General features: G+C 56.7%; 25 protein-coding genes. All 25 read left to right on the top strand.

The window, feature by feature from the left end:
• Positions 1 to 32 precede the first annotated feature (32 nt).
• Entirely contained in the window at positions 33 to 482 is a 450-nt protein-coding gene (gene fliJ / locus ACHUE7_RS07835; RefSeq protein WP_394169476.1) for a flagellar export protein FliJ, read from the top strand.
• A 171-nt stretch (positions 483 to 653) separates the two neighbouring features.
• Complete coding sequence (locus tag ACHUE7_RS07830; protein ID WP_127555221.1) at positions 654 to 959, top strand: STAS domain-containing protein; 306 nt, start codon at positions 654 to 656, stop codon at positions 957 to 959.
• Complete coding sequence (locus ACHUE7_RS07825; RefSeq protein ID WP_394169475.1) at positions 956 to 2,683, top strand: ATP-binding SpoIIE family protein phosphatase; 1,728 nt, start codon at positions 956 to 958, stop codon at positions 2,681 to 2,683. Before ACHUE7_RS07830 ends, ACHUE7_RS07825 begins: the two co-directional genes overlap by 4 nt.
• Positions 2,684 to 2,843: 160 nt before the next feature.
• Positions 2,844 to 3,209 carry an Hpt domain-containing protein gene (locus ACHUE7_RS07820; RefSeq protein ID WP_394169474.1) on the top strand — a complete coding sequence of 122 codons (366 nt, stop codon included), beginning with the start codon at positions 2,844 to 2,846 and terminating at the stop codon, positions 3,207 to 3,209.
• Between the two features lie 260 nt (positions 3,210 to 3,469).
• Positions 3,470 to 5,014, top strand: coding sequence for a flagellar hook-length control protein FliK (locus ACHUE7_RS07815; RefSeq protein WP_394169473.1), 1,545 nt, complete (start codon positions 3,470 to 3,472; stop codon positions 5,012 to 5,014).
• A 184-nt stretch (positions 5,015 to 5,198) separates the two neighbouring features.
• Complete coding sequence (locus tag ACHUE7_RS07810; RefSeq protein ID WP_394169472.1) at positions 5,199 to 5,726, top strand: flagellar basal body-associated FliL family protein; 528 nt, start codon at positions 5,199 to 5,201, stop codon at positions 5,724 to 5,726.
• An 8-nt stretch (positions 5,727 to 5,734) separates the two neighbouring features.
• Positions 5,735 to 6,811, top strand: a complete 1,077-nt coding sequence (gene fliM / locus ACHUE7_RS07805) for a flagellar motor switch protein FliM (protein WP_181952697.1) — start codon at positions 5,735 to 5,737, stop codon at positions 6,809 to 6,811.
• On the top strand, positions 6,804 to 7,274 hold the full coding sequence (gene fliN, locus ACHUE7_RS07800; RefSeq protein WP_394169471.1) for a flagellar motor switch protein FliN: 471 nt from the start codon (positions 6,804 to 6,806) through the stop codon (positions 7,272 to 7,274). The genes fliM and fliN overlap by 8 nt, the downstream gene beginning before the upstream one ends.
• Positions 7,271 to 7,783 (top strand): flagellar biosynthetic protein FliO, encoded by a 513-nt coding sequence (gene fliO, locus ACHUE7_RS07795; RefSeq protein ID WP_394169470.1) that lies wholly within the window; start codon positions 7,271 to 7,273, stop codon positions 7,781 to 7,783. Before fliN ends, fliO begins: the two co-directional genes overlap by 4 nt.
• Positions 7,784 to 7,817: 34 nt before the next feature.
• A complete protein-coding gene (gene fliP / locus ACHUE7_RS07790; protein WP_394169886.1) occupies positions 7,818 to 8,522 on the top strand; it encodes a flagellar type III secretion system pore protein FliP in 705 nt (234 codons plus the stop codon).
• 11 nt (positions 8,523 to 8,533) lie between these two features.
• Entirely contained in the window at positions 8,534 to 8,803 is a 270-nt protein-coding gene (locus ACHUE7_RS07785; RefSeq protein ID WP_394169469.1) for a flagellar biosynthetic protein FliQ, read from the top strand.
• A gap of 10 nt (positions 8,804 to 8,813) precedes the next feature.
• Positions 8,814 to 9,590 carry a flagellar biosynthetic protein FliR gene (gene fliR / locus ACHUE7_RS07780; protein WP_394169468.1) on the top strand — a complete coding sequence of 259 codons (777 nt, stop codon included), beginning with the start codon at positions 8,814 to 8,816 and terminating at the stop codon, positions 9,588 to 9,590.
• 59 nt (positions 9,591 to 9,649) lie between these two features.
• Entirely contained in the window at positions 9,650 to 10,786 is a 1,137-nt protein-coding gene (gene flhB, locus ACHUE7_RS07775) for a flagellar biosynthesis protein FlhB (RefSeq protein WP_394169467.1), read from the top strand.
• A gap of 79 nt (positions 10,787 to 10,865) precedes the next feature.
• On the top strand, positions 10,866 to 13,106 hold the full coding sequence (gene flhA, locus ACHUE7_RS07770) for a flagellar biosynthesis protein FlhA (RefSeq protein WP_394169466.1): 2,241 nt from the start codon (positions 10,866 to 10,868) through the stop codon (positions 13,104 to 13,106).
• A gap of 10 nt (positions 13,107 to 13,116) precedes the next feature.
• Complete coding sequence (gene flhF, locus ACHUE7_RS07765) at positions 13,117 to 14,487, top strand: flagellar biosynthesis protein FlhF (RefSeq protein ID WP_394169465.1); 1,371 nt, start codon at positions 13,117 to 13,119, stop codon at positions 14,485 to 14,487.
• 110 nt (positions 14,488 to 14,597) lie between these two features.
• Complete coding sequence (locus ACHUE7_RS07760) at positions 14,598 to 15,422, top strand: MinD/ParA family protein (RefSeq protein ID WP_394169464.1); 825 nt, start codon at positions 14,598 to 14,600, stop codon at positions 15,420 to 15,422.
• Between the two features lie 22 nt (positions 15,423 to 15,444).
• Positions 15,445 to 16,179: an RNA polymerase sigma factor FliA gene (locus tag ACHUE7_RS07755; RefSeq protein WP_394169463.1), complete on the top strand. Its 735-nt coding sequence runs from the start codon at positions 15,445 to 15,447 to the stop codon at positions 16,177 to 16,179.
• A gap of 451 nt (positions 16,180 to 16,630) precedes the next feature.
• Positions 16,631 to 17,005, top strand: coding sequence for a chemotaxis response regulator CheY (locus tag ACHUE7_RS07750; protein ID WP_425470008.1), 375 nt, complete (start codon positions 16,631 to 16,633; stop codon positions 17,003 to 17,005).
• 35 nt (positions 17,006 to 17,040) lie between these two features.
• The gene (locus ACHUE7_RS07745) at positions 17,041 to 17,946 is read left to right on the top strand and encodes a protein phosphatase CheZ (protein WP_394169462.1); all 906 of its coding nucleotides are present in this window, start codon (positions 17,041 to 17,043) and stop codon (positions 17,944 to 17,946) included.
• Between the two features lie 11 nt (positions 17,947 to 17,957).
• Positions 17,958 to 20,192, top strand: coding sequence for a chemotaxis protein CheA (locus ACHUE7_RS07740; protein WP_394169461.1), 2,235 nt, complete (start codon positions 17,958 to 17,960; stop codon positions 20,190 to 20,192).
• 166 nt (positions 20,193 to 20,358) lie between these two features.
• Complete coding sequence (locus ACHUE7_RS07735) at positions 20,359 to 21,405, top strand: protein-glutamate methylesterase/protein-glutamine glutaminase (RefSeq protein WP_394169460.1); 1,047 nt, start codon at positions 20,359 to 20,361, stop codon at positions 21,403 to 21,405.
• Positions 21,406 to 21,523: 118 nt separating this feature from the next.
• Positions 21,524 to 22,258 carry a flagellar motor protein gene (locus ACHUE7_RS07730; protein WP_127555238.1) on the top strand — a complete coding sequence of 245 codons (735 nt, stop codon included), beginning with the start codon at positions 21,524 to 21,526 and terminating at the stop codon, positions 22,256 to 22,258.
• Complete coding sequence (locus ACHUE7_RS07725; protein ID WP_394169459.1) at positions 22,255 to 23,073, top strand: OmpA family protein; 819 nt, start codon at positions 22,255 to 22,257, stop codon at positions 23,071 to 23,073. The genes ACHUE7_RS07730 and ACHUE7_RS07725 overlap by 4 nt, the downstream gene beginning before the upstream one ends.
• Positions 23,074 to 23,108: 35 nt before the next feature.
• Positions 23,109 to 23,879: a ParA family protein gene (locus tag ACHUE7_RS07720; RefSeq protein WP_348475429.1), complete on the top strand. Its 771-nt coding sequence runs from the start codon at positions 23,109 to 23,111 to the stop codon at positions 23,877 to 23,879.
• Between the two features lie 81 nt (positions 23,880 to 23,960).
• Entirely contained in the window at positions 23,961 to 24,845 is an 885-nt protein-coding gene (locus ACHUE7_RS07715; protein ID WP_394169458.1) for a chemotaxis protein CheW, read from the top strand.
• The last annotated feature ends 57 nt before the right edge of the window (positions 24,846 to 24,902 follow it).

Raw genomic sequence — 24,902 nt, 5'->3', positions numbered from 1 at the left:
GATCGCATCATGAACCAGGCAGGCAGTACGCCATGAAACGTTCGCAGCGCATGCAATTGATCGAGAAGCTGGCCCGGCAGAGGGAAGATCAGGCCGCCCAGGCACTTGCCCAGACACGTCAGCGCCTGGAGCAGGAGCAGGCTCAATTGGCTGAACTGGAAGGGTATCGGGGTGAATACCTTGGCTATCTGGAAACTCAGGGCAGCGCGGGGCTGTCCATTGTGCAATGGCGTCGTACCCAGGGCTTTATCGATCAGTTGGGTGGCGTGATTGGTCAGCAGGAAGGGGTTATAAAGCAATGGCAACGCCAGGAGCAGCAAGTGCTGATGCAATGGCAGAAGCTCTATCAGCGGCGCAAGAGTATTGGCCAACTGGTCGACAAACTCTCGTTGCAGGAAGTCATTGAGGCGGACAAACAAGAGCAAAAAGCACTGGATGAGTTGGTCGGGCAGATGGCGCAGCGCTCAGGACCGGGCCGATAACCCGGGTACGGCTTGCCAGCCCGCCCATGCAACCATTACAGTAACCGACAGCGGGCCATATTGTCGGGAGGCGCTATCCTCTTTGGAGCCGTCTACACTATAGAATTAGGAACCGCCTACAATAACAAAGGGCGCCCACCCCAGAGCCCAATACACCACAGAGGATTTACTATGACAGTGTCGGCAATTCCCAGCGACAACGGGCGCGAAATGACCATCAAGATTACTGGCCGGTTTGATTTCAGTTCGCACCAGGAATTTCGCCAGATCTATGAGAACGCCTCGCCGGACATCAAGGTGTATATTATCGACATGTGCGATGCCACCTATCTGGACAGCTCGGCGCTGGGCATGTTGCTGTTGCTTCGGGATCACGCCGGGGGCGACCATTCGGAAATCCGCATTGTCAATTGCAATGAGGACGTTCGAAAAATTCTGACCATTTCCAATTTCGGACAGTTGTTCAGGATCGAATGATCACCCATTCGACTGCGCAACCTCCGGGGCAGGGGCTGCGGATTCTGATCGCAGATGACAATCAGTCCGACCGCATGATCCTGCAGGCCATCGTAAGGCGCGAGGGTCATGAAGTGCTGCTGGCTACCGATGGCCGTGAAGCCGTCGAACTGTTCAAACAGCACGCTCCCGACATCGTATTGATGGACGCCCTGATGCCGGTCATGAACGGGCTTGAAGCCAGCCGTGCGATAAAATCCCTGGCAGAGAGTGACCTGGTCCCCATCATCTTTCTCACCTCCTTGCAGGACGCCGAATCGCTGGCCGAATGCCTCGACAGCGGCGGCGACGACTTTATGTCGAAGCCCTACAACCGGGTCATCCTCAAGGCAAAAATCAACGCCTTCAGCCGAATGCGGGCCATGCACGCTCAACTGCAGCGCCATAACCGGCAAATGCTGTTGGAACAACAGGTCGCCAAAACCGTTTTTGACAACGTGGCACACTCCGGCTGTCTGAATCTGCCCAATATCCAGCACTCCCTATCGCCGATGGCGGTGTTTAATGGCGATACCGTTTTGGCCGAACGCAAACCCGACGGGGGCATGTTGCTGTTTCTGGGCGACTTTACCGGCCATGGGTTGCCCGCAGCCATTGGTGCCATGCCGCTGGCGGAAATTTTCTATGGAATGACCTCCAAGGGTTTTTCGATGGAAGAGGTGTTGCGTGAGGTCAACAGCAAGCTGCGTAAAATACTGCCGGTCGGGGTATTCTGTTGCGGTGCCATGGTGGAACTGAATTTTCACAACAAGTCGGCCCGGGTCTGGGTTGGCGGTGTGCCCGATGTGTACCTCTACCGTGAACAGAGTGGAACGGTAGAGCGGTTCTCCAGTGCGCACTTGCCGCTGGGCGTGCTCGACCCCTACGAGTTTGATCCGCACAGTCTGGATGTGGTGATGCACAACGGCGACCGGGTGTTTTTGTGGTCAGACGGCATTATCGAAAGCCGCAACCCAGCCGACGACATGTTTGGTGAAGAGCGGCTCAATCAGGTGTTCGCCCGCACCGACAATCCGGACCGGATCTTTCAGGCGATTCTCGATCAGGTCGACCACTTTATGGGTGGCAGCGACCGGGACGACGACATTACCCTGGTAACGGCCAAAATGGTCGATATCGAAGACATCGGCATGACCACCTACGAATCGAGCAAGGGCTCTATCGGTGGGCCGGTCAACTGGACTCTGAGCCTGGCGCTGCACGACCAGAGCCTGGCGGCATTTAACCCCTTGCCGCTGGTCATGAATCTATTAATGGAAGTGGAAGGGTTGCGGCCGTTGGGAGGCCAGTTGTACACCCTGCTGGCTGAATTGTTCAGCAATGCTCTGGAACATGGCGTACTGGAGCTAGACTCCGGGTTGAAGACAGGCCCCCAGGGCTTTGGGCAGTATTATCTGCAACGCGAACAGGCACTGGCTTCGTTGTCGGGCGGCAGTGTCCGGCTCACGCTGACCCATCGACCGCTGGAGATTGGCGGCGAGCTGATCATGGAGGTCACTGATACCGGAAGCGGATTCCCCTTTGCCGATTTCGGTGATGATCAACCAGTGCCCGACCAGCAACCCAGCGTTCAATGGGATTACAGCGGGCGGGGTATCACTCTGATCCGGCAATTAAGTGACGAACTGACCTATCTCGACGGTGGTCAGTCGGTCAGGGCCATTGTCCGCTGGCCGCGAAACTGAACTTTTGTGCAGAGGTTTCTGGCTCATTCCCGTTACCTTGCCAGACGGCTTGATAGCCCGGCTGTAAAACTCAGCCGATAACGCCTATTATGAACGTCAGTAACCGACTTACGGAGCCCCAGGGACGGTGCACAACTCATACACCCAACGCGAGGCTGCCATGTCTGATTCCGATACCCCAACTCAGATAGACGATCATCTGGATGTGACCATATTGGGTGAGTTGCAGGCGCTGCTCGAAGACGATTTTCCGGATCTGATCGACACCTTTCTGAGCGACGCCCGGGTGCGCGTCCGTGAGCTGGTGCGCACCGTTGATTCCGGCGTTGCGGAAGACATTCGTCAGTCTGCGCACAGCTTCAAAGGCAGTACGCTTAATGTCGGGGCCAAGCAATTGTCCAGCCTGTGCCGGGAGCTTGAAGATCTGGCTCGCTCCGGTCGAACTCAAGGGTCAAAAGGCCTGGTCGACCGGATCGAAGTCGAGCTCAATCAGGTCGAAAAACTGATGCGCGATTCTTATCTGTAGCGTTCTTACCTGCAGGTTAGATGAGGCCTGTCGCAAGACACTGCAGTTGGACGCTGCAATCCCAACCTCGCCGGGGAAACCCTTATAAAAAGCCGCTGTTTAGACCGGTTTCTTTACGGGTTCGATAGAAACTGGTCGTCATGACAGCCCCGAGATACTCTCATTCCCACCCCCTGTCAGGTCGATGTAACCTGCCTTTCGCCTGAATGGCCCGGGCTTTGCAATTGATCCGGAACACCTCCTATGTCGGAAATGGCACCATGCAGTTATTGTCGCCTCAGTTTGCCGTAAGCAGTAACCGGGAAGCCGTCGTCGCCGATGCGGATGCAAAGGCACCCGCCCAGTCTCAGCGCGGCTTTCAAAGCGTTTTTAGCGAATATGCCCATCGATCTGAAGGCTCAGCACCTGCAGCGGCCAGGCTCGCTTCGGCCCGCTCTTCTGAAACCCCGACCAGTGGACTCTCTGGCCAATTGTTGCCGCAGCGGCAAACCGATACCGGGCAGCTTGGCGAGTCAGAACTGGCACTGGACAATTTGGCCGACACCCTGGAAGGGCTGACGACAACACTGGAGAATTTGCTCGCGCTTGAACAGGACGCGCCCGAAGGTGAGACGGGCCCGCTTACTGAAATGCTGGTCGGTCACTTGGGTTTGACCGAAGAGGCCGCCGAGGACTTTATAAACACCCTACAGACTTGGGTGGCTGAGCCGCCAACGGTTGCCATGACCGCTGAAGCCCTGGCTGATCTCGGGCCTGAAGCGCTGTTGGCCGTTCAGGCAATGGGAGATTCGCTGGCGTCACTGGAGGCTGATGTAAACCAGTGGTACCAGCAGGTCGCGCAGTTGGCAGGGGATGCGTCACCAGCCTTTGTCAGGGGCGAACTCGCGGCCTTGTCGCAGGAGGCTGACACTTCCGAACTTATGAACACCGGCTTCCCCCTGACCGGCAGTACTTCCATTGGAACGGCACCACCTGAACGCACCATGCTCGAAACATTACAGCAATGGTCTCAGGCGCTGAACGATGGGCAGGGCGGGTTGTCGCAACTGGTAACTTCCATCGCCGAGCGTGTCAGGGCGGTTCTCAATACGGCGGCCGGGGGCAGCCTGCCTTCGACCTTCGACCAATCCCGTCCTGAAAGTGCTCTGTTAACCCAGGATTCGACGCTGCTTGCCGACAAACCGGCACCGGCAGCCGATACCCTGTTCAGCAAGTTGTTGCAGGCGGGTGGACCCGTCACTGATCATTCCGACTCACTGGCGGCGGCTCGTTTGACTCCGCTGGCAGCGGCCGTGGCCGATGATGCCAGGCAGCCACTGCTGGCTGGACAGCCGATTCCCGAGAAGGCTGATGCCGTTAATGCGGTTATTCAGCGCAGCCTGCAACAACCGGTGCTGGCCGGTGAAGCGGGTCGGCAATTGGGTGAACGGCTGGCGTTGATGGTCAGGGGCGATATACAGCAAGCTACGATTCGACTCGACCCGCCGGAGCTGGGCCTGATGGATGTCCGAATTACGGTTCAGAATGACCAGACTCAGGTGCAGATCGTTGTGCAGAGCCCTCAGGTTCGCGAGGCCCTGGAAAGTCAGAGTGTCCGGTTGCGTGAATTTTTGGAACAGCAGGGTTTATCGCTGGCGAAACTCGATATCCGGGAAGAGTCGGCCGGGCATCAACAGGCAGGCAGTGAGCAGGGTAACGACAATAGCGGCAACACAAATGGTCTGGCAGCGGGTGACGACGAAAGTTCCGCTGAGTCAGCCACCAGCGTAGCCTGGGGGCAGGGGCTGGTCGACCATTTCGTCTGACCCGACTAGACTGTTGGCAATTGCACCCGGGTGCAAGCGCTGTGCAGATCTGAATCTTGGCGCAACCCTTGCTAGCCAATGCAGAGCGAAAGGCGGTTTTGACACCCGGACAATGCGAGCGAGTATCTATTAAACGAGGGTGTCCCGACAGGGCTGCCACCTACCAGGAAATTGGAAGTAGCGCATGGCTGAAGAACAGCAAGCAGATGTCGAGGAAGCGACTGGCTCGGGCAAAAAGAAACTGAAAATGATGCTGCTGATCATGGTCGGTGTATTGGTTGTGGCAGGCGTATCGGTCGGTGGCACTCTGTTCCTGTTGAGCCCGGGGGCCGACGACGCTGTGGGTGAAACGGAGATGTCGGAAGAAGAGATGAACGCAGCCATGAACGCTGGCCCGGCCAACTACCTGGCCATGCAGCCGGCCTTTGTGGTCAATTTCAACGAAGCAGGCCGAACCCGCTTCTTGCAGTTGGAGTTGTCGCTGGTGTCTCGCGACGGTGAGGCGATCGATACCGCCAACATGCACATGCCACTGTTGCGCAATAACTTGCTGCAAACACTGGCAGAACAAGATTTTGAAACACTGAAGACGGTAGAAGGCAAAGAACAGCTGGTTGCGTCGCTAACGGCGACGGTCCAGGCAACGATTGAAGAAAAGCTCGGCCGACCCGGTTTTGAAACCGTGTTGTTTCGCAGCTTTGTCATGCAATAGGGGCTGCCGTGCAGGACTTACTGTCACAAGACGAAATTGATGCGTTGCTTCACGGCATCGATGACGGTGCCGTTGAAGAGGAAGACACCGGCGACGCCAATGGCGTTAAATCCTACGATTTAACCAGCCAGGACCGCATTGTGCGCGGTCGCATGCCCACGTTGGAAATGATCAACGAGCGTTTTGCCCGCTATACCCGTATCAGCATGTTCAACTTCCTGCGTCGCAGTGCAGACGTTGCGACCGGTGGCATTCAAATACTCAAGTTCGGCGAATACGTGCATACGCTGTATGTTCCGACCAGCTTGAACCTGGTTAAAGTGCGGCCACTGCGAGGCACGGCGCTGTTTATTCTGGACGCCAAACTGGTGTTTAAACTGGTCGACAATTTCTTTGGTGGCGATGGTCGTCATGCCAAGATTGAAGGTCGTGAATTTACCCCGACCGAGATTCGCGTGGTTCAAATGGTGTTGTCACAGGTCTTTCAGGATATGAAAGAGGCCTGGGGCGCCGTGCTCGATGTGGACTTCGAATACGTTTCTTCCGAAGTGAACCCGGCCATGGCCAATATCGTTTCCCCAAGCGAAGTGGTGGTGGTCAGCACCTTTCACGTAGAGCTGGATGGAGGCGGTGGCGACCTGCATGTCACCATGCCTTATTCAATGATTGAACCGGTACGTGAAGTACTCGATGCCGGTGTGCAAAGTGATGTCGATGAAATTGATGATCGCTGGGTCGATTCCCTGCGCCACGATATTCTGCGCGCCAAAGTACCCATCAACGCAACCGTGGTCGAGCGCGATATCAAGCTGCGCGATCTGGTTGATCTGGAAGCCGGGGACATTATTCCCATTGATTTGCCGGAAACCCTGACGCTGGCGGCGAACAAGGTGCCGTTGTTTGAATGCACGCTGGGGCAGTCCGGTGAAAACCTGGCGTTGAAAGTGATACGCCCGTCTCCCATGGCCAAACGCGATGTGGGTGACCTGAAATCCCGCTTGTTGGGGCAGCGACGGCGCAAACGTGAAGAATATGCAGTCGAGGCGATCAGCCAGACGGTGAAAGAGGAGAGTAACGATGAGTGACAATGACTTGCCACCGGAAGACGAGATAGACGCGGGCGAAGAAAGCAGCCAGGACGATCAGGCGCTGGCCGATGAATGGGCTGCTGCCATGTCGGAATCCGGCGACGACGAGCGTGATGACGATGACGACGCTCAAAGTGACCCTACCCGGGCGCCGCTGGAGGAATTCGGCGCGGCATCGTCGGTCGCTTCTCACGGCGATTCGCCGAATCTGGATGTGATTCTCGACATCCCCGTGGTTATTTCCATGGAGGTTGGCAACACCCAGATTCCCATTCGAAACCTGCTGCAGCTGAATCAGGGCAGTGTGATCGAGCTGGATCGACTGGCGGGTGAACCGCTGGATGTTCTGGTTAACGGGACCCTGATTGCGCATGGCGAAGTGGTGATGGTGAATGAGAAGTTTGGTATTCGCCTGACCGATGTCGTCAGCCAGCAGGAACGGATACAACGGTTACGATGAGCCTACCGATCTTTGACGCTGCCAACAAAACTTTGACGTCTGTCCGCGCAACAGCCACCGTCGGGCTCTTGTTACTGCCCGTTAGCCGGGTGCTTGCCAGTGCCGGTTCCGCTGTGCCTGGCGGGGGTGGCGACTATATGCGCCTCGGTTTAACCTTGCTGTTCATTGTTGGCCTCATCTTTGCGTGTGGCTGGTTAGTACGACGAATGGCTGGCGGCACTGGTTTCAATAACCGCCACATCAAAGTACTGTCAGTGATGCCTTTGGGTACGCGCGAAAAGTTGATGTTGATTAAGGCGGCTGATGAAACCCTGCTGATCGGGGTAACCGCACAATCCATCTCTACGCTGCACCGCTTTGATGGCCCGCTCGATCTGACAGACGCGATGCAACCCAGTCCATTCGCCGATCGAATGAAAGGCTTATTGAAAGGACTGGACAGTGACCCTCTGGCCAAACACAGAAAAAACCCTCAGAAAACCCCGGGCGATTCGGACTCCCAATCGTAACCGCTGTCTTGCTCGCATTGCACTGGCTGCGCTGTTGTTACTGGGCGCCGTTGCCCAGGCCCGCGGGATTCCCGCCATCACCCTGACGAGCGATGCCGACGGTGGCCAGACCTATTCCGTAACCCTGCAAATTCTGGCGCTGATGACAGCGCTGACCTTTATTCCCGCTGCACTGATGATGATGACCAGCTTTACCCGCATCATCGTAGTGTTCGCGATTCTGCGACAGGCGATCGGCTTGCAGCAAACACCGTCGAATCAGATGTTAATTGGTCTGGCCCTATTCCTGACGTTTTTTATCATGACGCCGGTATTGAATGAGGTGAATGAGAATGCCATTCAGCCGTACATCAATGAAGAAATTTTGCCGCTAGAAGCCATCGATGAAGCCATCGCTCCGATGAAAACCTTCATGCTGGCGCAAACGCGGGAAACGGACATAGCCATGTTCATCCGGTTGGCCGACATGGAAAACGAGATAGAAACACCGCAAGACACTCCGTTGAACGTGTTGGTACCTGCGTTTGTCACCAGTGAACTCAAAACCGCCTTCCAAATTGGGTTTCTGTTGTTTATTCCGTTTCTGATCATCGACCTGGTGGTCGCGTCTGTGCTGATGGCCATGGGTATGATGATGTTGTCACCCATCATTATTTCATTGCCGTTTAAAATCATGCTGTTCGTTCTGGTGGATGGCTGGGCCATGATTATGGGCTCAGTCGCCGGCAGCTTTGCGTAGGGAGTCATCCTATGGATGCTATTAATATCGCCGATTTGTTTTCCGAAGCACTGTTTATTGTGGTCGCCATTGTGTCGATCCTGATCGTTCCAAGTTTGTTGGTGGGCCTTGTGGTGGCAACTTTTCAGGCTGCGACTCAGATCAACGAACAGACGCTGAGTTTTCTGCCCCGCCTGCTGGTCACGCTGATGATGATGATTTTTACCGGGCCCTGGATCGTTGGCATGGTGGTGGACTTCACCAATACGCTTATTTACAACATTCCCATTCTGATTGGGTAGAGGCGGGGCCTTGGTCATCACCGACGCGCAAGTAGCGAGCTGGGTCAGCGATTTTTTCTGGCCGTTTTTCCGCATTGGCGCCTTTTTTATGATTGTTCCGATCTTCGGCGCCCAGGTCGTGCCGGCACGCATTCGGCTGGGGTTGGCCTTTGCCATGACGGTCGCGCTTTACCCGGTATTACCCCCTATGCCAGTCATAGAAGTAACCGGTTTGCAAAGCCTGGTGATCATTGCGATGCAACTGCTGATCGGGCTCACCCTGGGGTTCGTTGTGCTCACGATTCTTCAGGTGTTCGTGTTGGCAGGGCAAACGATTTCGATGCAAATGGGGCTGGGGTTTGCGTCGATGGTCGACCCGGCCAATGGCGTATCGGTTGCGGTGTTGAGCCAGTGGTATCAGGTGTTGGTCACGCTGGTGTTTCTGTCGATTAACGGCCACCTGATTGTGCTCGAAGTGTTGGCGGAATCCTTCTTTTTGATGCCGGTTAGCGACTCGGCGTTTAGCCAGAGTGTGTTTATGTCGGTGGCCCAGTTCGGTGCCTGGCTATTTGAAGCATCGCTGATGTTGGCGTTACCGGCCATTGCCGCCTTGCTTCTCGTGAATCTGACCTTTGGTGTTATGACGCGCGCTGCACCTCAGCTAAACGTCTTTGCTCTGGGCTTTCCGGTGACGATGCTGGCCGGGCTGGTCATCGTCTGGGCCAGCTATTGGGTGGCATTGCCCATGGTGCAACAACTGCTCGACGTACATCTCGACTTTATGTTTCAGATCCTTCAACAACCCTGAGTGGGTAAGCCGGCCAAACACCAGTGAGTTTGAGCGGGTAACGCAGGAGAAGCCTTCCCATGGCTGAAGAAGACAGCTCCCAGGAAAAAACAGAAGAACCCACGGCGCGAAAAAAAGAAAAAGCGGCGGAAGAGGGCAATATTGCCCGCTCGAAAGAGCTGAACACCTCTGCCATTCTGGTGGCGGCTGCGGTAGGCATGTTAATTTTCGGGCCAGCCATGGCAGCTAACTTGCTGGACATCATGAAGTTCAGTTTCAGTTTCGACCCGAACGCAAGTTGGGATACCAAGGTCGCGCTGGGGTATCTGGAGATTTCGTTTGTTGAGTCCATGTGGTCGTTGCTGCCGCTGTTTTTGCTGTTGCTGGTGGCCGCTTTTTTTGGCCCGATTGGGCTGGGCGGCTGGAATTTTTCAACCAAGGCCATTGCACCCAAAGGCAGCCGCCTGAACCCCCTGTCGGGCCTCAAGCGCATGTTTTCAATGAACGCTCTGGTGGAACTGTTGAAAGGCTGGGGCAAAGTATTGATCGTCGGCAGTGTGGCGGTGCTGGTTCTGGTTGGTCTTAAAGACGATTTCATCAGCATGGTCTTTGAACCCACCATACCGTCTGTTCGTCATGCTGCCATAGTTTTGGCGTGGACATTTCTGCTTATCTGCTGCAGCACCATCATCATCGCGATCGTCGACATTCCGTTTCAGATCTACAGTCACACCAAGAAGCTGAAAATGACGATGCAAGAAGTCAAGGAAGAGTACAAAAACACCGAAGGTAAACCGGAAGTTAAAAGCAAGATTCGGCAGTTGCAGCGTGAAATGGCCAACCGCAGGATGATGGCCGACGTTCCCGATGCCGACGTGGTGATCACCAACCCGACGCACTATGCCGTCGCGCTCAAATACGACCCCCAGGGCATGCCCGCGCCCATGCTGCTGGCAAAAGGGGTTGATGAAACCGCCCTGAAAATTCGGGAGATTGCCGGTGAATATAAAATACCGGTTCTCGAAATGCCGGCTCTGGCACGGTCGATCTATCACCATACCGAGATCGGCCAGGAAATACCGGAAGGGCTTTATGTGGCTGTCGCCCAGGTTCTTGCGTTTGTCTTCCAGACCGACCAATGGAAAAAAGGTCGGGCGCCTAAACCTGACCGCAAACCATCGGTTGATATCCCGGATGATTTGAAGTCCGACGACTAGTTTCAGCGGTGACAAGGCTCCTTGGCCCAATCCTTGCGATACCATCGGTAACTCCCTGAATTCGCCTGAAAATTGACAGATGGCCCTATTCGATAATCTCAAAGGTTTTGGTACTCAGGTTCGCTCGCTGGACCGCGGCGCGGTTCTGACCAGTACGCGCAGCAATGCCAAAATGATGACGCAACGGGTGCTCGGCATCCCGTTCATGATGCTGATGGTACTGGGGCTGATGACGTTGCCCGTGCCGCCTTTGCTGCTCGACGCCTTCTTCACCTTTAACATTGCGCTGTCCATCGTTGTATTGCTGGTCTCTATTTACGTATTGAGGCCACTCGATTTCGCTGTTTTCCCGTCCATCATTCTGGTTGCAACCCTGTTGCGGCTTGCCTTGAACGTTGCCTCTACCCGGGTCGTGTTGCTTTATGGTCATGAGGGTGGCGACGCAGCCGGGAAGGTGATTGAAGCCTTCGGTGAAGTGCTGATCGGTGGCAACTATGCCGTTGGTTTCATCGTGTTCGCCATTCTGATGATCATCAACTTTGTCGTGGTGACCAAAGGTGCGGGCCGGGTTTCTGAAGTCAGTGCGCGGTTCACCCTCGATGCGATGCCCGGTAAGCAAATGGCCATCGATGCGGACTTAAATGCCGGTCTGATTGACGCTGAAACGGCCAAGACCCGGCGTTCGGAAATCGCTCAGGAGGCCGATTTCTATGGCTCGATGGATGGTGCCTCCAAATTTGTTCGTGGCGATGCTGTTGCTGGCATCCTGATTTTGGCGATCAATATCTTCGGCGGGCTCGCCATCGGCATGATGCAGCATGACCTGGATTTCGGTCAGGCATTGCAGGTCTATGCCCTGTTGACAATCGGCGATGGCCTGGTTGCCCAGATCCCGTCGCTGCTGTTATCGGTAGCGGCCGCCATTATGGTGACGCGCAACAGCAACAGCCAGGAAATGGGCGACCAGATCATGGCGCAAATGTTTTCCACGCCCAAGGCGTTGGGCATTGCGGCCTTTATGATGTTCGTTATGGGTGTTTTACCGGGCATGCCGCACACCGTGTTTCTGTCACTGGCGTTTCTGGCAGGGCTTGGCGCCTTGTTTATTGTTTTTCGTCAAAAACAGGCCGATGGGGAGAACTTCTTTCCCGGCATGCCTGACAAACCTTCCAAAGGGCCCGGAAAAACCGGGTCGGCTGGCAAGCCACTGAAAGGTGAATTGGCAGGTACCGATGCTCCGGCGATTGCGAGCGAAGGCGAAACCCGGGAACTGAGCTGGGATGATGTGCAGCCGGTCGATATCGTCGGGCTGGAAGTCGGCTACCGGCTGATTCCCATGGTTGATCGCTCCCAGGGTGGGCAACTGCTGGGGCGGATTAAGGGGATTCGCAAGAAACTGTCTCAGGAGCTGGGGTTCCTGGTGCCGTCGATTCATATTCGCGACAACCTGGATCTGATGCCCAATGCCTATCGGCTGACGTTGATGGGGGTCGGCATCGCCGAAGCCGAGGTGTATCCCGATCGGGAGCTGGCCATCAACCCTGGGCAGGTATTCGGGCCACTGGAAGGCGCTAAAACGACTGACCCGGCCTTCGGCCTGGAAGCCATCTGGATTGAAGCTACCCAGAAAGAGCGTGCACAGACGTTGGGCTACACCGTGGTCGATGCCAGTACCGTGGTGGCCACCCACGTCAATCATTTGTTGCAACAACACGCCTATGAGTTGCTTGGCCATGAAGAAGCCCAGCAAATGCTCGACCTGCTGTCTAAGAAATCGCCGAAGCTGGCCGAAGAGCTGGTTCCCAATACCGTCTCGCTGAGCCAGTTGTTGAAGGTGTTGCAGAATCTGCTGATTGAGCAGGTGCCGGTTCGTGACTTGCGCAGCATCGCTGAATCGCTGACGAATCTGCAGCCAAAGACCCAGGACATCGGCCAACTGACCAACGCCGCCCGGATGGGGTTGTCCCGGCTGATCGTGCAAGGCATCGTCGGGAACGACAGAGAGATACCGGTCATCACGTTGGACCGCTCGTTGGAACAGTTGTTGCAGAAGACAGTTCAACAAGCCGGAAGTGATGGGAATCTTGACGGTGTGTCGCTGGAGCCAGGCATGGCTGAACGGTTACAGCAATCGCTTCAGGAAACCGTTTCACGACTGGAGCAGGAGGGCAAGCCGGCTGTGTTGCTGGTCTCGGCATCGGTTCGAATGCTCCTGGCGCGTTTTGTACGCCACGGTGTTCCCAATCTTAAAGTCCTGAGTTTCCAGGAAATTCCGGACAACAAACACATTACCATTGTTGCGTCTGTAGGTGGCCAGTGAGGAATCATCGATGAAAGTTAAACGCTTTGTGGTGCCCAGCATGCAGGTTGGTCTGAAGCAGATAGGCGCAGCCCTGGGGCCGGGTGCGGTCATTTTATCGAACAAGAAGCTGGCCAGCGGGCTGGAGATAGTAGCCGGTGTCGACGAAGCCGAACTGGCGGAATACCAGGCCAGCCAACCAGCCGCCGTTGACCCTCAAGCCATCATCAAGGCATCAACCGAGCGCAACGGTTCCACCAAACTGGACCCGGCGTCCATGCAGCATTTGCTGGAAGCGCTGGCACCCCAGACCCGGGCCGCCTTTGCCGGTACCGATGCCGCACCGGCACCCGTTGCCCCGGAGCGCACTCAGGCCGCTGCATCGGCACTGAGCAGACCTGCGCCTGCAGCTACGAGACCCGAGCGGCCCGAGCCGGCGCCGGTTGAGCGCTGGGGCGAGGATCATCAGGCGCGGCGCGACGCAGCCGGTGAGCGCAGTGCAGACGACAAGCAATGGGTGCGGGTCATGCGCGAAGAGATCGATAGCCTGCGTCAGTTGTTGATTCAGCAGACCGAACATCTGCAGTCGGCAACACCCTCGGCCATGTCGCCACAGCGAGAGCGGCTCGAAGCCCGGTTGCAGACTCTGGGGTTAAGTTCGCCGGTACAACGCTCGCTGCTGCGTCAGTTCGACAGCGAGACCAGCCTGGATATCAACTGGCGCCGGGTAATGGGGCGCCTTGCAGCAGGCATGACCGCGCCGGTTTTTGACCCGGTTGTACAGGGTGGCCATATTGCGCTTTGCGGACCCACCGGTGCGGGCAAAACCACGACGCTGGCCAAATTGGCGGCCCGCTATGTCAAACACCACGGCAGCGCGGGCATTGCCATTGTCAGCACCGATTTTTTTCAGATGGGTGCTCAGGATGCGCTGGCAAACATCGCCCGGATACTGGGTGTGCATTTTGTGGGGTTGCAAGAAGACGAGTCGCTGACCGACGTGCTGGCAGGGCTGTCCGATCGTGACCTGGTACTGATCGACTCCAGCGGCAGCCGCGAGGCACTGGCGCATTGGCGGAAACAGGTGATCGATACCGGTCTGGATCAGCGGCTTCAGACCGTGATGGTATTGCCCGCGACGGCGCATGCCGATGGCCTGAGCCAATACATCAAAGGCTTTCCGGGACGGCGGATTGATGGCGTTGTCGTCACCAAGCTCGACGAAGCCCCCTGTTTTGGCGGAATTTTTGACGCTATCCTCAGGCATCGGTGGCCGCTGTGGTATACCACCGATGGACAGAACATTCCGGCTGATATCGCCCTGGGTGATCCGGTTTCGCTGGTAAAGCGGCTGGTCAGAGGCTTAAGTGACACAAAAACCAAACTGGCATACGCCAGTTGACCACCGGGGTTGAGCATCGTCGCTGGCGCTAAAAGCCTGGCTTGAACACAAGCACCGACAAAGTGACGCTTATTGCCTATACTGTGGCAAGACTGGAGAAACAGAATCGAATGAGTGGTTTGAATCCTATTCAAGTGATTGCCGTCACCGGCGGAAAAGGCGGTGTAGGCAAGAGCAATATGTCGGTCAACCTGGCGGTCGCCCTGGCTGAGCTTGGCAAGCGTGTGGTGTTGCTGGATGCCGATCTGGGCCTGGCCAACATTGACATTCTGCTGGGCATCTCCGCTGGCCGTAACATCAGCGATGTACTCAATGGCAACGCCGAATTGCGGGACATACTCGTGCCTGGCCCGGGTGGGGTGAAGATCATCCCGGCCTCGTCCGGCACCCAGAAAATGGCCAACCTCGGAGAGCGTGAGCATGCCGGTATCATTGCTGCCTTCAGTGAGCTTGGCGACCAGATGGATGTGCTTATCGTCGATACGGCGGCTGGTATCTCCAAAACGGTTACCAACTTCGTGCGGGCCGCCCAGGAGGCTATTATTGTCGTGACCGATGAACCTACCTCGGTCACCGATGCGTATGCCTTGATCAAGGTCCTCAACCGGGATTGCCAGGTCGATCGCTTCCGCGTCGTGGCCAACATGGTGCGTACGACGTCGGAAGGGCAAAACCTGTTCAACAAGTTGTCCAAAGTGACGGACCGCTTTTTGGATGTCACCCTGCAGTATGTGGGGTCGGTACCGATGGATGAATCGGTGCGCAAGGCGGTTCAACGGCAAAAGGCGGTTATTGAGGCTTACCCGCGTTCAAAAGCGTCAGTAGCTTACCGGTCGATTGCCCAGAAAGTGGCCACCTGGCCATTGCCCAGTACTCCCAGAGGGAATCTGGAGTTTTTTGTTGAGCGACTCGTCAACGGAGCGGGAGTCGCCTGAGATGTCGGTGCAGCAGTACACTATGTATCAAACCGAAAAAAAGGTTGATTACAACCAATTGGTCGATGATCACGCCGTACTGGTCAAACGCATCGCGCACCACTTGCTGGCGCGGTTGCCGGACAGTGTGCAACTGGACGATCTGGTTCAATCCGGAATGATCGGTCTGTTCGAGGCGGCTCAGAACTACGATAACGCCAAAGGGGCCAGTTTCGAGACCTACGCGGGAATTCGCATTCGCGGCGCCATGCTCGATGAAGTGCGCAAAGGTGACTGGATTCCCCGCAGCGTGCACCGCAATTCACGGCGAATTGCCGATGCGATTCGCGAGATTGAAATGCGCGAGGGCCGGGATGCCCAGGACCAGGAAGTGGCAACCTCACTGGGCATGAGCCTCGACGATTATTACGGGTTGCTCAAAGACACTCACGGGTCGCGCCTGTTCAGCTTCGAAGAGCTAATGGAGCAGGGCAACGGCGACTTGCAGGACTATCAGGCCAATCACAGCCAGACGCCGCTGCCGGCGATGGATGTCGAACATGACCAGCTTAACCAGCACCTGGCAGACGCCATCAAACAACTGCCCGAACGCGAGCAGTTGGTGCTCTCTCTGTATTACGATGAAGAACTGAATCTAAAGGAGATCGGCGCGGTACTGGGTGTCAGTGAAAGCCGTGTTAGTCAGATCCACAGTCAGGCGGCGTTGCGGTTACGGTCCAAACTTCGGGACTGGCAAGCCGACACGTCCCACACTTGAGGCGCTTTACCGGGTTGCTCACTGGGCGTGTTGCAGCGGCCCAACCTGGCTTAGAAAGCCACACCGCGCTTTACCCACCCTCACGATGGGGTAAACTAGCGACGAATTCATACGCAGGTTCGGCAATTTCCCCCCTAAACTATTGTGATCACCGGTCGATAACTTACCCAGTTGGGTCCTTCTGGAGCGGCGTCAGTGGCCCGGGTGTTCAATCATCATTGAACCTGGAGAACGTGTCCGACGAGCGCGTCATGGGTGTCGACCCGTTGCCTTGTCACCTTGGGCAGACAGCGGCTGGTTGTCAGACAGTTTTGGGAGCAGGTCAGTAACTGGCAGGGCGGTAATGCACCGTACTGAGGGTTACAGGACTGGATTGCCGGATGTCAGAGTCTATTATGACTGGGACGGTACCATTCGGGAGAGGCTTTAGGAGGTCATCTTGAACAAGAACATGAAAATTCTGGTAGTGGACGATTTCTCGACAATGCGCCGTATTGTCAAGAACCTGCTGCGAGATCTGGGCTTTAGTAACACCCACGAAGCGGATGACGGCAACACGGCCTGGCCCATGTTGCAAAACGGCGATTTCGATTTCGTCGTGACCGACTGGAACATGCCGGGCATGACCGGTATTGACCTGCTTAAAAAGATTAGGGCCGATGAGCGCCTCAAGGGGACGCCGGTATTAATGGTGACCGCTGAGGCGAAACGGGACCAGATTGTAGCGGCTGCCCAGGCCGGTGTTAACGGCTATGTCGTTAAGCCGTTCACGGCTGCAGCGCTGAAAGAAAAGATCGAAAAAATCTTCGAACGTGTCGACGGTTAAGTCGGGAAACGTCCCAGTAGTTAAAAGAGGCCACCATGGCTGATGCACACAAACCGATAGCGCTCGATTTCCACAATGCTCTGAAAGAACTGGCGCCCGTATTGTTAAGCCAGGTCGAACACGGCCATATGGACGAAGCGGCCGCAACGCTGGTGACCTTGCAGCATGCCCGTCAGGCAGGCAGCGGTGACAGTGAGTTTTCAGCGGTATTGAAAGAGAAAGCGGCTGAATTGCATCGTCGAATTGAAGCAGGCGAAGTCGAGTCTGCGCTGGAGACCCTTCAGGAAATGCAGGATGCCCGCGATCGCGGCCTGTATCAGGAAGTGGGCCGTCTCACGCGAGCCTTGCACAGCGCCATCACCAATTTTCACATCGACTCCGACCCCAGTGAGCGGGTAGAAGCTCTGTCGGAAATGACCGACGCAACCGATCGGTTGGAATACGTGATTCAACTGACCGAGAAGGCCGCGAACACAACGCTCGATCTGGTCGAGGAGAGCATGCCTGTCGTGGCCGGTATGACCTCCGAAGCGACCCGCTTAAAAACAGAGTGGAAACGACTGGTCGACCGGGATTTGAGTGCCGATGAGTTCCGGTCGTTGTATTGGGAAGTGGATGCGTTTTTTGATCAGGTCACGGCCCAGTCGCAGAGTGTCTACCAGCATTTGTCTGACATTCTGATGGCTCAGGACTTTCAGGATCTGACCGGCCAGGTGATCAATAGGGTCACCGGCCTGGTCAAGGAAGTTGAAGCCAGCCTGGTCGACCTGGTGTTTATGGCCAGCCAGGTGGAAGAGATTACCGGCATAGTAAGGGATGGCGAACCTGAGAAGGAGACCGACAGGCTCAAGGGCGAAGGCCCACAGATCAACAAAGCTGCAGAAGACGTCGTTGCCAATCAGGACGATGTTGATGATCTGCTGTCCAGTCTTGGGTTTTAAGGAGCACGCCAATGGGCTTCGAAGCGGATGAAGAGATATTACAGGACTTTCTGGTCGAAGCCGGAGAGATTCTGGAGCAGTTGTCTGAACAGCTGATCGACCTCGAGAAGAGCCCGGATGACCGGGATCTGCTCAATTCGATTTTTCGGGGTTTCCATACGGTTAAAGGCGGCGCTGGCTTTTTGCAACTCAATGCACTGGTCGACTGCTGTCACGCGGCTGAAAACGTCTTTGATACGCTGCGTAACGGGCACAGAACCATCGATGCCGACCTGATGGACGCGGTATTAAAAGCGCTCGACTCCGTCAACGACATGTTTGCCCAGGTCAGCAGTGGCGCAGCCCCCGAACCGGCCGATCCGGAATTGGTTGAGTTGCTTCATCAGTACGCCGCACCTCAGGTGCCGGGTGAGCAGATCGGTGTAGTCAGCGATGAGGCACCGGCGCCTGAAGTACCGGCCCAGTCGCCAGAACCAGCGGCGGGCGACGATATTACCGACGATGAGTTCGAAGCCTTGCTCGATGCTCTGGAGGCCGGCAAAGGCGGCGCTGAAACCACACCGGCATCACCAGCCGAGCCCGCGGCTGAGTCGGCCAGCGGTAGTGGCGAAGAAATTTCCGACGATGAATTTGAAGCACTGCTCGACCAACTGCATGGCAAGGGTAAATTCAATGCCGATGGCACGGCGGCCGCTGCCGCAGAACAGCCTGCCGCAAAGCCTCCTGAACCGCCTGAGAAACCGAAAGCGGAGGCGACAGCAGGTTCCCCGGCAAACAACGATGAAATCTCAGATGATGAATTTGAAGCCTTGCTGGATCAACTTCACGGCAAAGGCCAATTCAAGGTAGAGGCGATTCCCAAGGCGGCCCAGCCCGCTGACGACGCCGCAACCAGTGCTAAGACGCCGGTCGACAAAGCAGAGGCTATTGAGCCTGCCGGCGCTGAACCTGTGAAACCCGAGCCCGCCAAAACTGAGCCCGCAAAGAAGGCGCCTGCACCAGCTGCACCGGCGGCTAAAGCCGAGGCGCCCCGTCCCGCGAAGGCAGAGCCAGCACCGGCCGCGCCGGAACGGGCCAACGCCCAGGACACAACCGTTCGGGTTGATACCAAGCGGCTGGACGACATCATGAACATGGTGGGCGAACTGGTGCTGGTGCGTAACCGTCTGGTTCGGTTGGGAGTCGAGCTGGATGACGAGACCCTGCAGAAAGCCGTTGGCAACCTGAATGTGGTGACGGCCGACTTGCAGGCGTCGGTCATGAAGACTCGCATGCAACCGATCAAGAAGGTCTTCGGACGCTTCCCCCGCGTTGTACGGGATCTGGCTCGCAGCCTGAAAAAAGACATTGTGCTGGAGCTGATCGGCGAAGAAACCGACCTCGATAAAAATCTCGTGGATGCCCTGGCTGACCCGCTGGTTCACCTGGTGCGCAATTCGGTGGATCACGGTATCGAAACTCCGGAAGTCCGTGAAGCCGCCGGAAAACCCCGCACCGGCAAGGTCGTATTGTCGGCCGAGCAGGAGGGCGACCATATCCTGCTGATCATTCGCGACGACGGCGGCGGGATGGACCCGGATAAACTCCGCGGAATTGCCGTCAAACGTGGCGTTATGGATCAGGAAGCCGCCGACCGTCTCAGCAATGCCGAATGCTTTAACCTGATTTTTGCCCCGGGCTTCAGTACCAAGACCGAGATTTCTGACGTCTCCGGCCGGGGTGTCGGCATGGACGTGGTGAAAACCAAAATTACCCAGTTGAACGGGTCAATCGACATCGACTCGCAAATGGGCGTTGGTACCATCATTTCCATCAAGGTACCGCTGACGCTGGCGATCATGCCAACGCTGATGGTGATGTTGGGCGACCAGGCGTTTGCACTGCCCCTGGTTAACGTTAACGAGATATTCCATCTCGATCTGACCCGCACCAACGTTGTTGACGGTAAAGAAGTGGTGATGGTGCGTGGCAAGCCCATACCGCTGTACTATCTTAAACGTTGGCTCACCCGGGAATCGATGCCCGAGGGCGAAGAGACCGGGCACGTTGTAGTCGTGACGGTAGGCACCCAGAAGGTCGGGTTTGTGGTGGACCAACTGGTCGGCCAGGAAGAAGTGGTGATCAAGCCCCTGGGTCAGATGTTACAGGGTACGGAAGGCATGTCCGGTGCAACCATTACCGGAGATGGCCGCATCGCCCTGATTCTGGACGTGCCCGGTTTGCTCAAGGCCTACGCCCGGCCCTGAATCGAGGGGTTAGTGGCGTGATACAAGGTCGGGCGGTAGAGTGGGGGCGTTGATGGCAGGCTCGTCCCCGGCCGCGCACCCTCGACCCAATACAACAAGAGAGGCGGAACCCCACTCGGCATGCCAGGGCGTCCGCCAGGACACACTTCCTTCCAGGGAGAAGTAAATGCCCATTTCGGTGCTGATCGTAGACGATTCCAGCTTTTTCCGAACCCGAATTCGCGGATTGATCAATTCCCACCCTGAATTGAATGTCATAGGTGAAGCGACCAATGGCCGTGAAGCCGTCGACAAGACCGTCCGCCTGAAACCCGATGTCGTGACCATGGATTACGAAATGCCGCTGATGGATGGTATTTCAGCGGTTCGCGAAATCATGGCGAAACAGCCGACCCCGATTCTGATGTTCTCGTCGCTGACTCAGGCCGGTGCCCGTGTCACCCTCGACGCGCTCGACGCCGGCGCGGTGGATTTTCTGCCCAAGAGTTACGAAGACGTAGGAGGCGGCCCCAACGCCCTCAAGCGCGCCTTGTGCGAAAAAATTCTGGCCATGGCCGGACAAGCCCGGCGCCATCGGGTGCCGGTGTCAACGCTGTCCAGGCCAGCGCCTGCGCCCCCGGCCAGGCCGAGTGCCCGCAAGCGCTACACCCAGCGCTTTGATCTGGTGATGCTGGGAACCTCGACCGGCGGCCCGGTAGCTCTGCAAAAGATTCTGACGCAAATACCCGCGAATTTTCCTGCGCCCATCCTGATGATTCAGCACATGCCCGGAACCTTTACCGGTGCCTTTGCGGACCGGTTGAATCGCCAGTGCCCGCTCAGCATCCGTGAGGCCAAAGATGGCGATGCACTGCGCCCCGGAGAGGCCCTGCTGGGACCGGGTGGCATGCAGATGATGCTGAACGGCAAGGGTCGCATCAAAATTTTTGAGGGCGATGAACGGCTTAATTACAAGCCTTCGGTCGACGTAACCTTTGGCAGTGCCGTTAAGTATTACGGCGCCCATGTGCTGGCGGTTGTGCTGACTGGTATGGGGGCCGACGGTCGTGAAGGGGCTCGTCTGATCAAACAATCCAACGGTGTGGTCTGGGCTCAGGAGTCCAGTACCTGCGTTATTGATGGCATGCCCTCTGCTATCGTCAAGGCGAACCTGGCCGATGAAATCATTCCACTGTCCGACGTTGCGCGGCGCCTGGTCGAGGTCCTGACCTGACCGGTTCAATTTCCTCTTCCGTCGAGCAGAATTGATACTTGGCGCGGGCATTGCTTTATTTACCGGAATGGATGTAAAAGGGCAAACACCGTCCGCCAATAAGACAAAAGGGGTAGAGATGATAGCGCTGGCTGGCCTTATTCTGGCCTGGATCGCCGTATTTGGCGGTCATTTGCTGGAAGGCGGACAAGCAGGTTCGCTGACCAATATCCCGGCAGCCCTGATCGTGCTGGGCGGCACGCTGGCGGCGGGTATGATCCAGTCCGATTTTGCCACCTGGCGCCTGGCCTGGCGCCTCTTTCCCGGTATTTTCAGTCACGCTCAATGGCAAACGGAAGCTACTGAGGCGAAGCTTGTTCGCTGGTGCCAGATTGCCCGTCGCCAGGGGCTTTTGTCACTGGAAGCGGATTCGAACCGTGAACAGGACGACTTTGTCCGCCTTGGGTTGCAGTTGCTGGTCGATGGCGAGAGCGTGACAAAAATCCGTCACAGCCTGGAGGTGTCGATGGACAGTCGCGAGAGTCGTACCCTCCGGGCTGCTCATCTGTTTGACTCTCTGGGTGGCTACGCACCCACCATGGGGATTATCGGCGCGGTGTTGGGGCTGATACAGGTGATGACCCAGATTGAAGATACGGCCGCACTCGGCGCCGGTATTGCCACCGCCTTTGTCGCCACGATCTATGGGGTGGGGCTGGCCAATCTGTTCTTTCTGCCCGTTGCAGCGCGTCTGAGAAGCATGGCCGAAGCGCGTTTTGGCTTCGAAGACATGGTGCTGGACGGTATTCTGGCCATTGCCGATAGCGAAAACCCTCGGGTGCTTGAACGCCGGCTGAAGGAATATCGGCCGTGAGGCGTCACCGTCGCCGTACCCGGTTTCAGGGCGCCCAGACGCACCGCTGGATGATTTCCTACGCGGATTTCCTGACTCTGCTATTTGCTTTTTTTGTTTTTCTCTATGCCATCTCATCCATTGATGAGTCCAAATTTCAGGCGGTGAGCCAGAACCTGTTACAGATATTCGATGTGCGACCTAGCAGCGTCGATCCCATTGAGTTGACCGCGACCCCGCAGGGCCCCGATGTGTTCAACCCTCTGTTCCGGCCCGAGCCGATACCGTCTACCCGTGAAGACGTGTCTGATACCGAGACTTATCAGCAGGAATCGACCTTGCTGCAGGTGCGGCAGCAAGTCGACGAGCAATTTCAGCAACTTATTCAGGATCAGTTGATCAGTGTCAGTGGCACGGAAAACTGGCTGGCGATAAATTTGGAAGAGCCCGTTTTATTTTCTCCCGGATCGGCCGATATAACAGCCAGCGCCGAAGCGGTTTTGTACGAAGTGGCCAAGGTTCTGGCGCCGTTGCGAAATCCGGTGGCGGTTGAGGGGTATACCGACTCGTCGCCCACCGGAAACGACGAGCTCAGCAATTGGGGCCTTTCGGCGTTGCGGGCGGTCAGTGTCGTTGAATACCTGGAGCAGGGTGGGGTTGCCCCGGAGCGGTTGTCAGCACTGGGGTTTGGCCAGTATCAGCCGCGCTTTGATGAAACCAATGCAGCGCGTGCAGAGCGCAATCGCCGGGTAAGCATCGTCATAACCCGGCTGAATACGCCCAATGTTCTGGTGCCGCCAACTGCCGCACCGGTGAATGATGATCCGGCTAATTGATAGGCCAGGTTGAGCAGATAGGTTGAGGAGTTGTCATGCACGTTTGGTCGGTAGCCAATCAAAAAGGGGGTGTTGGAAAAACCACAACAGTGGTTTCTCTGGGCGCCATGCTGGCCGAAAAAGGCAAGCGGGTGCTGATATTTGACCTTGATCCCCAGGGGTCTCTGACCAGCTATTTTGGCCATAACCCGGACGACATGGACAACAGCGCCTTCAACCTGTTTGCGAACAAGGGCAAAGTAGCGGAAGACCTGCCTGGCCAGCTGTTACTGGAAACCTCGCAACCCGGTTTATTCCTGCTGCCAGCCTCAACCGCGCTGGCCACCCTGGAACGTAACGTCAGCCAGCAAGATGGCATGGGCCTGGTCGTGTCCAAGACGCTGGCGCACCTGTGGGACGATTTTGACTACGCCATTATCGATACACCGCCGATTCTCGGCGTCTTGCTGATTAACTCCCTGGCGGCCTGCAAACGCTTGCTGGTTCCGGTGCAGACCGAGTTTCTGGCCATCAAGGGGCTGGAGCGAATGGTGCATACCATCGCCATGGTCACCGCTTCGCAAAAACGAACGCTCGATTATCTGGTGATTCCGACGATGTTTGATCGGCGGACCCAGGCGTCGCTTAAGGCATTGCGGACGCTGCGTGAGCAGCACGAAGGGCATATCTGGCAATCTGCCATACCGGTGGATACCCGGCTGCGCGATGCCAGCCGGGAAGGGGTGGGTATCAACCAGCTAGCGCCGGATTCCCGGGGTGCCCGTGCCTATCAGTCCTTGCTAAAGTCGCTGATGGCGTTGGGGTAGGGTGATGAGTCTTTATACTGAAGAGTCTTGTCGCAGTGTGCCGTCTGCTGGCGTGAAAGCCCGGGGTAACGGGTGCCTGGTATGGTAAAGACAACGCGCACGACCGACGTAAAAGTATCGGCTACCGATGTGGCACTGGCCAATTATCTGGATGCTATGTTGCACACCGCGACCGAGGCAGATGACGCGCGTTGGCCCGATCCTGACCCGGAACCCGAGGTGCTGGCGAAACCGGCAGAGCCAGTGCCGGTCGTTGACCCACCGGTTACAGCGCCTGCGGTTAATGTGGCACCCCCGCTAGAAACCCCTGCGCCAGCGCCCGACATGGTGGACATTCAACTCCCGGAGTTGAAAACACGGGAAGCGACGCTACCGACGGTGGAAACAACACCTGCCGAACCCCTGGCTGACGATATCCCTTCAATTGAGATTGAGGAGCCCGCCTCAGCGGCAATCACCGCACCGGAATCGGAGTCGGATGAGAACGACCTCAGTCGCTGGCTCGAGAATGGCAGGCCGGTTTGGGCACAGCAGCGGTTTGATTGCCTGGTCTTTGTGGTCGACGGCCTGAAACTGGCCGTACCACTTATCTTGCTGGGCAACATTCACCCTCTGGACCGGGATCTGACTCCGTTGTTTGATCAGCCTGAGTGGTTTCTGGGGCTGTTGCCAGTGCAAAACGGACGCAACCTGAGAGTGGTGGATACCGCGCGACTGGTGATGCCAGAGCGGTATCGCCCGGAGAGTGTTGAAGAGCTGGCCTTTGGCGTAGGCGTCTATGGCTCGGACTGGGCCTTTGGCTGTCATCAGATCGAAGGCTCAATTTCACTGGAGCCCGACGCCGTCAAATGGCGCAGTGCCCGCACCAGCCGCCCCTGGCTTGCCGGCACCATCATTGACCGGATGTGTGCCCTGGTGGATTTACACGAATTCGCCAGAACCGCATTCAAGGCTCGCAGTGCCTGACCCGACCGGGGCTTTGCGGCGAATCGGAATCAGGCGCTGGACGGGCAACTGGAGTAC

This window comes from Saccharospirillum alexandrii (assembly GCF_043641555.1).
In the GTDB taxonomy this organism is placed as follows: Bacteria; Pseudomonadota; Gammaproteobacteria; order Pseudomonadales; family Natronospirillaceae; genus Saccharospirillum; species Saccharospirillum alexandrii_A.
Note: the sequence above shows the minus strand (reverse complement) of the source record. Positions and strands in the feature narration are given on the sequence as shown.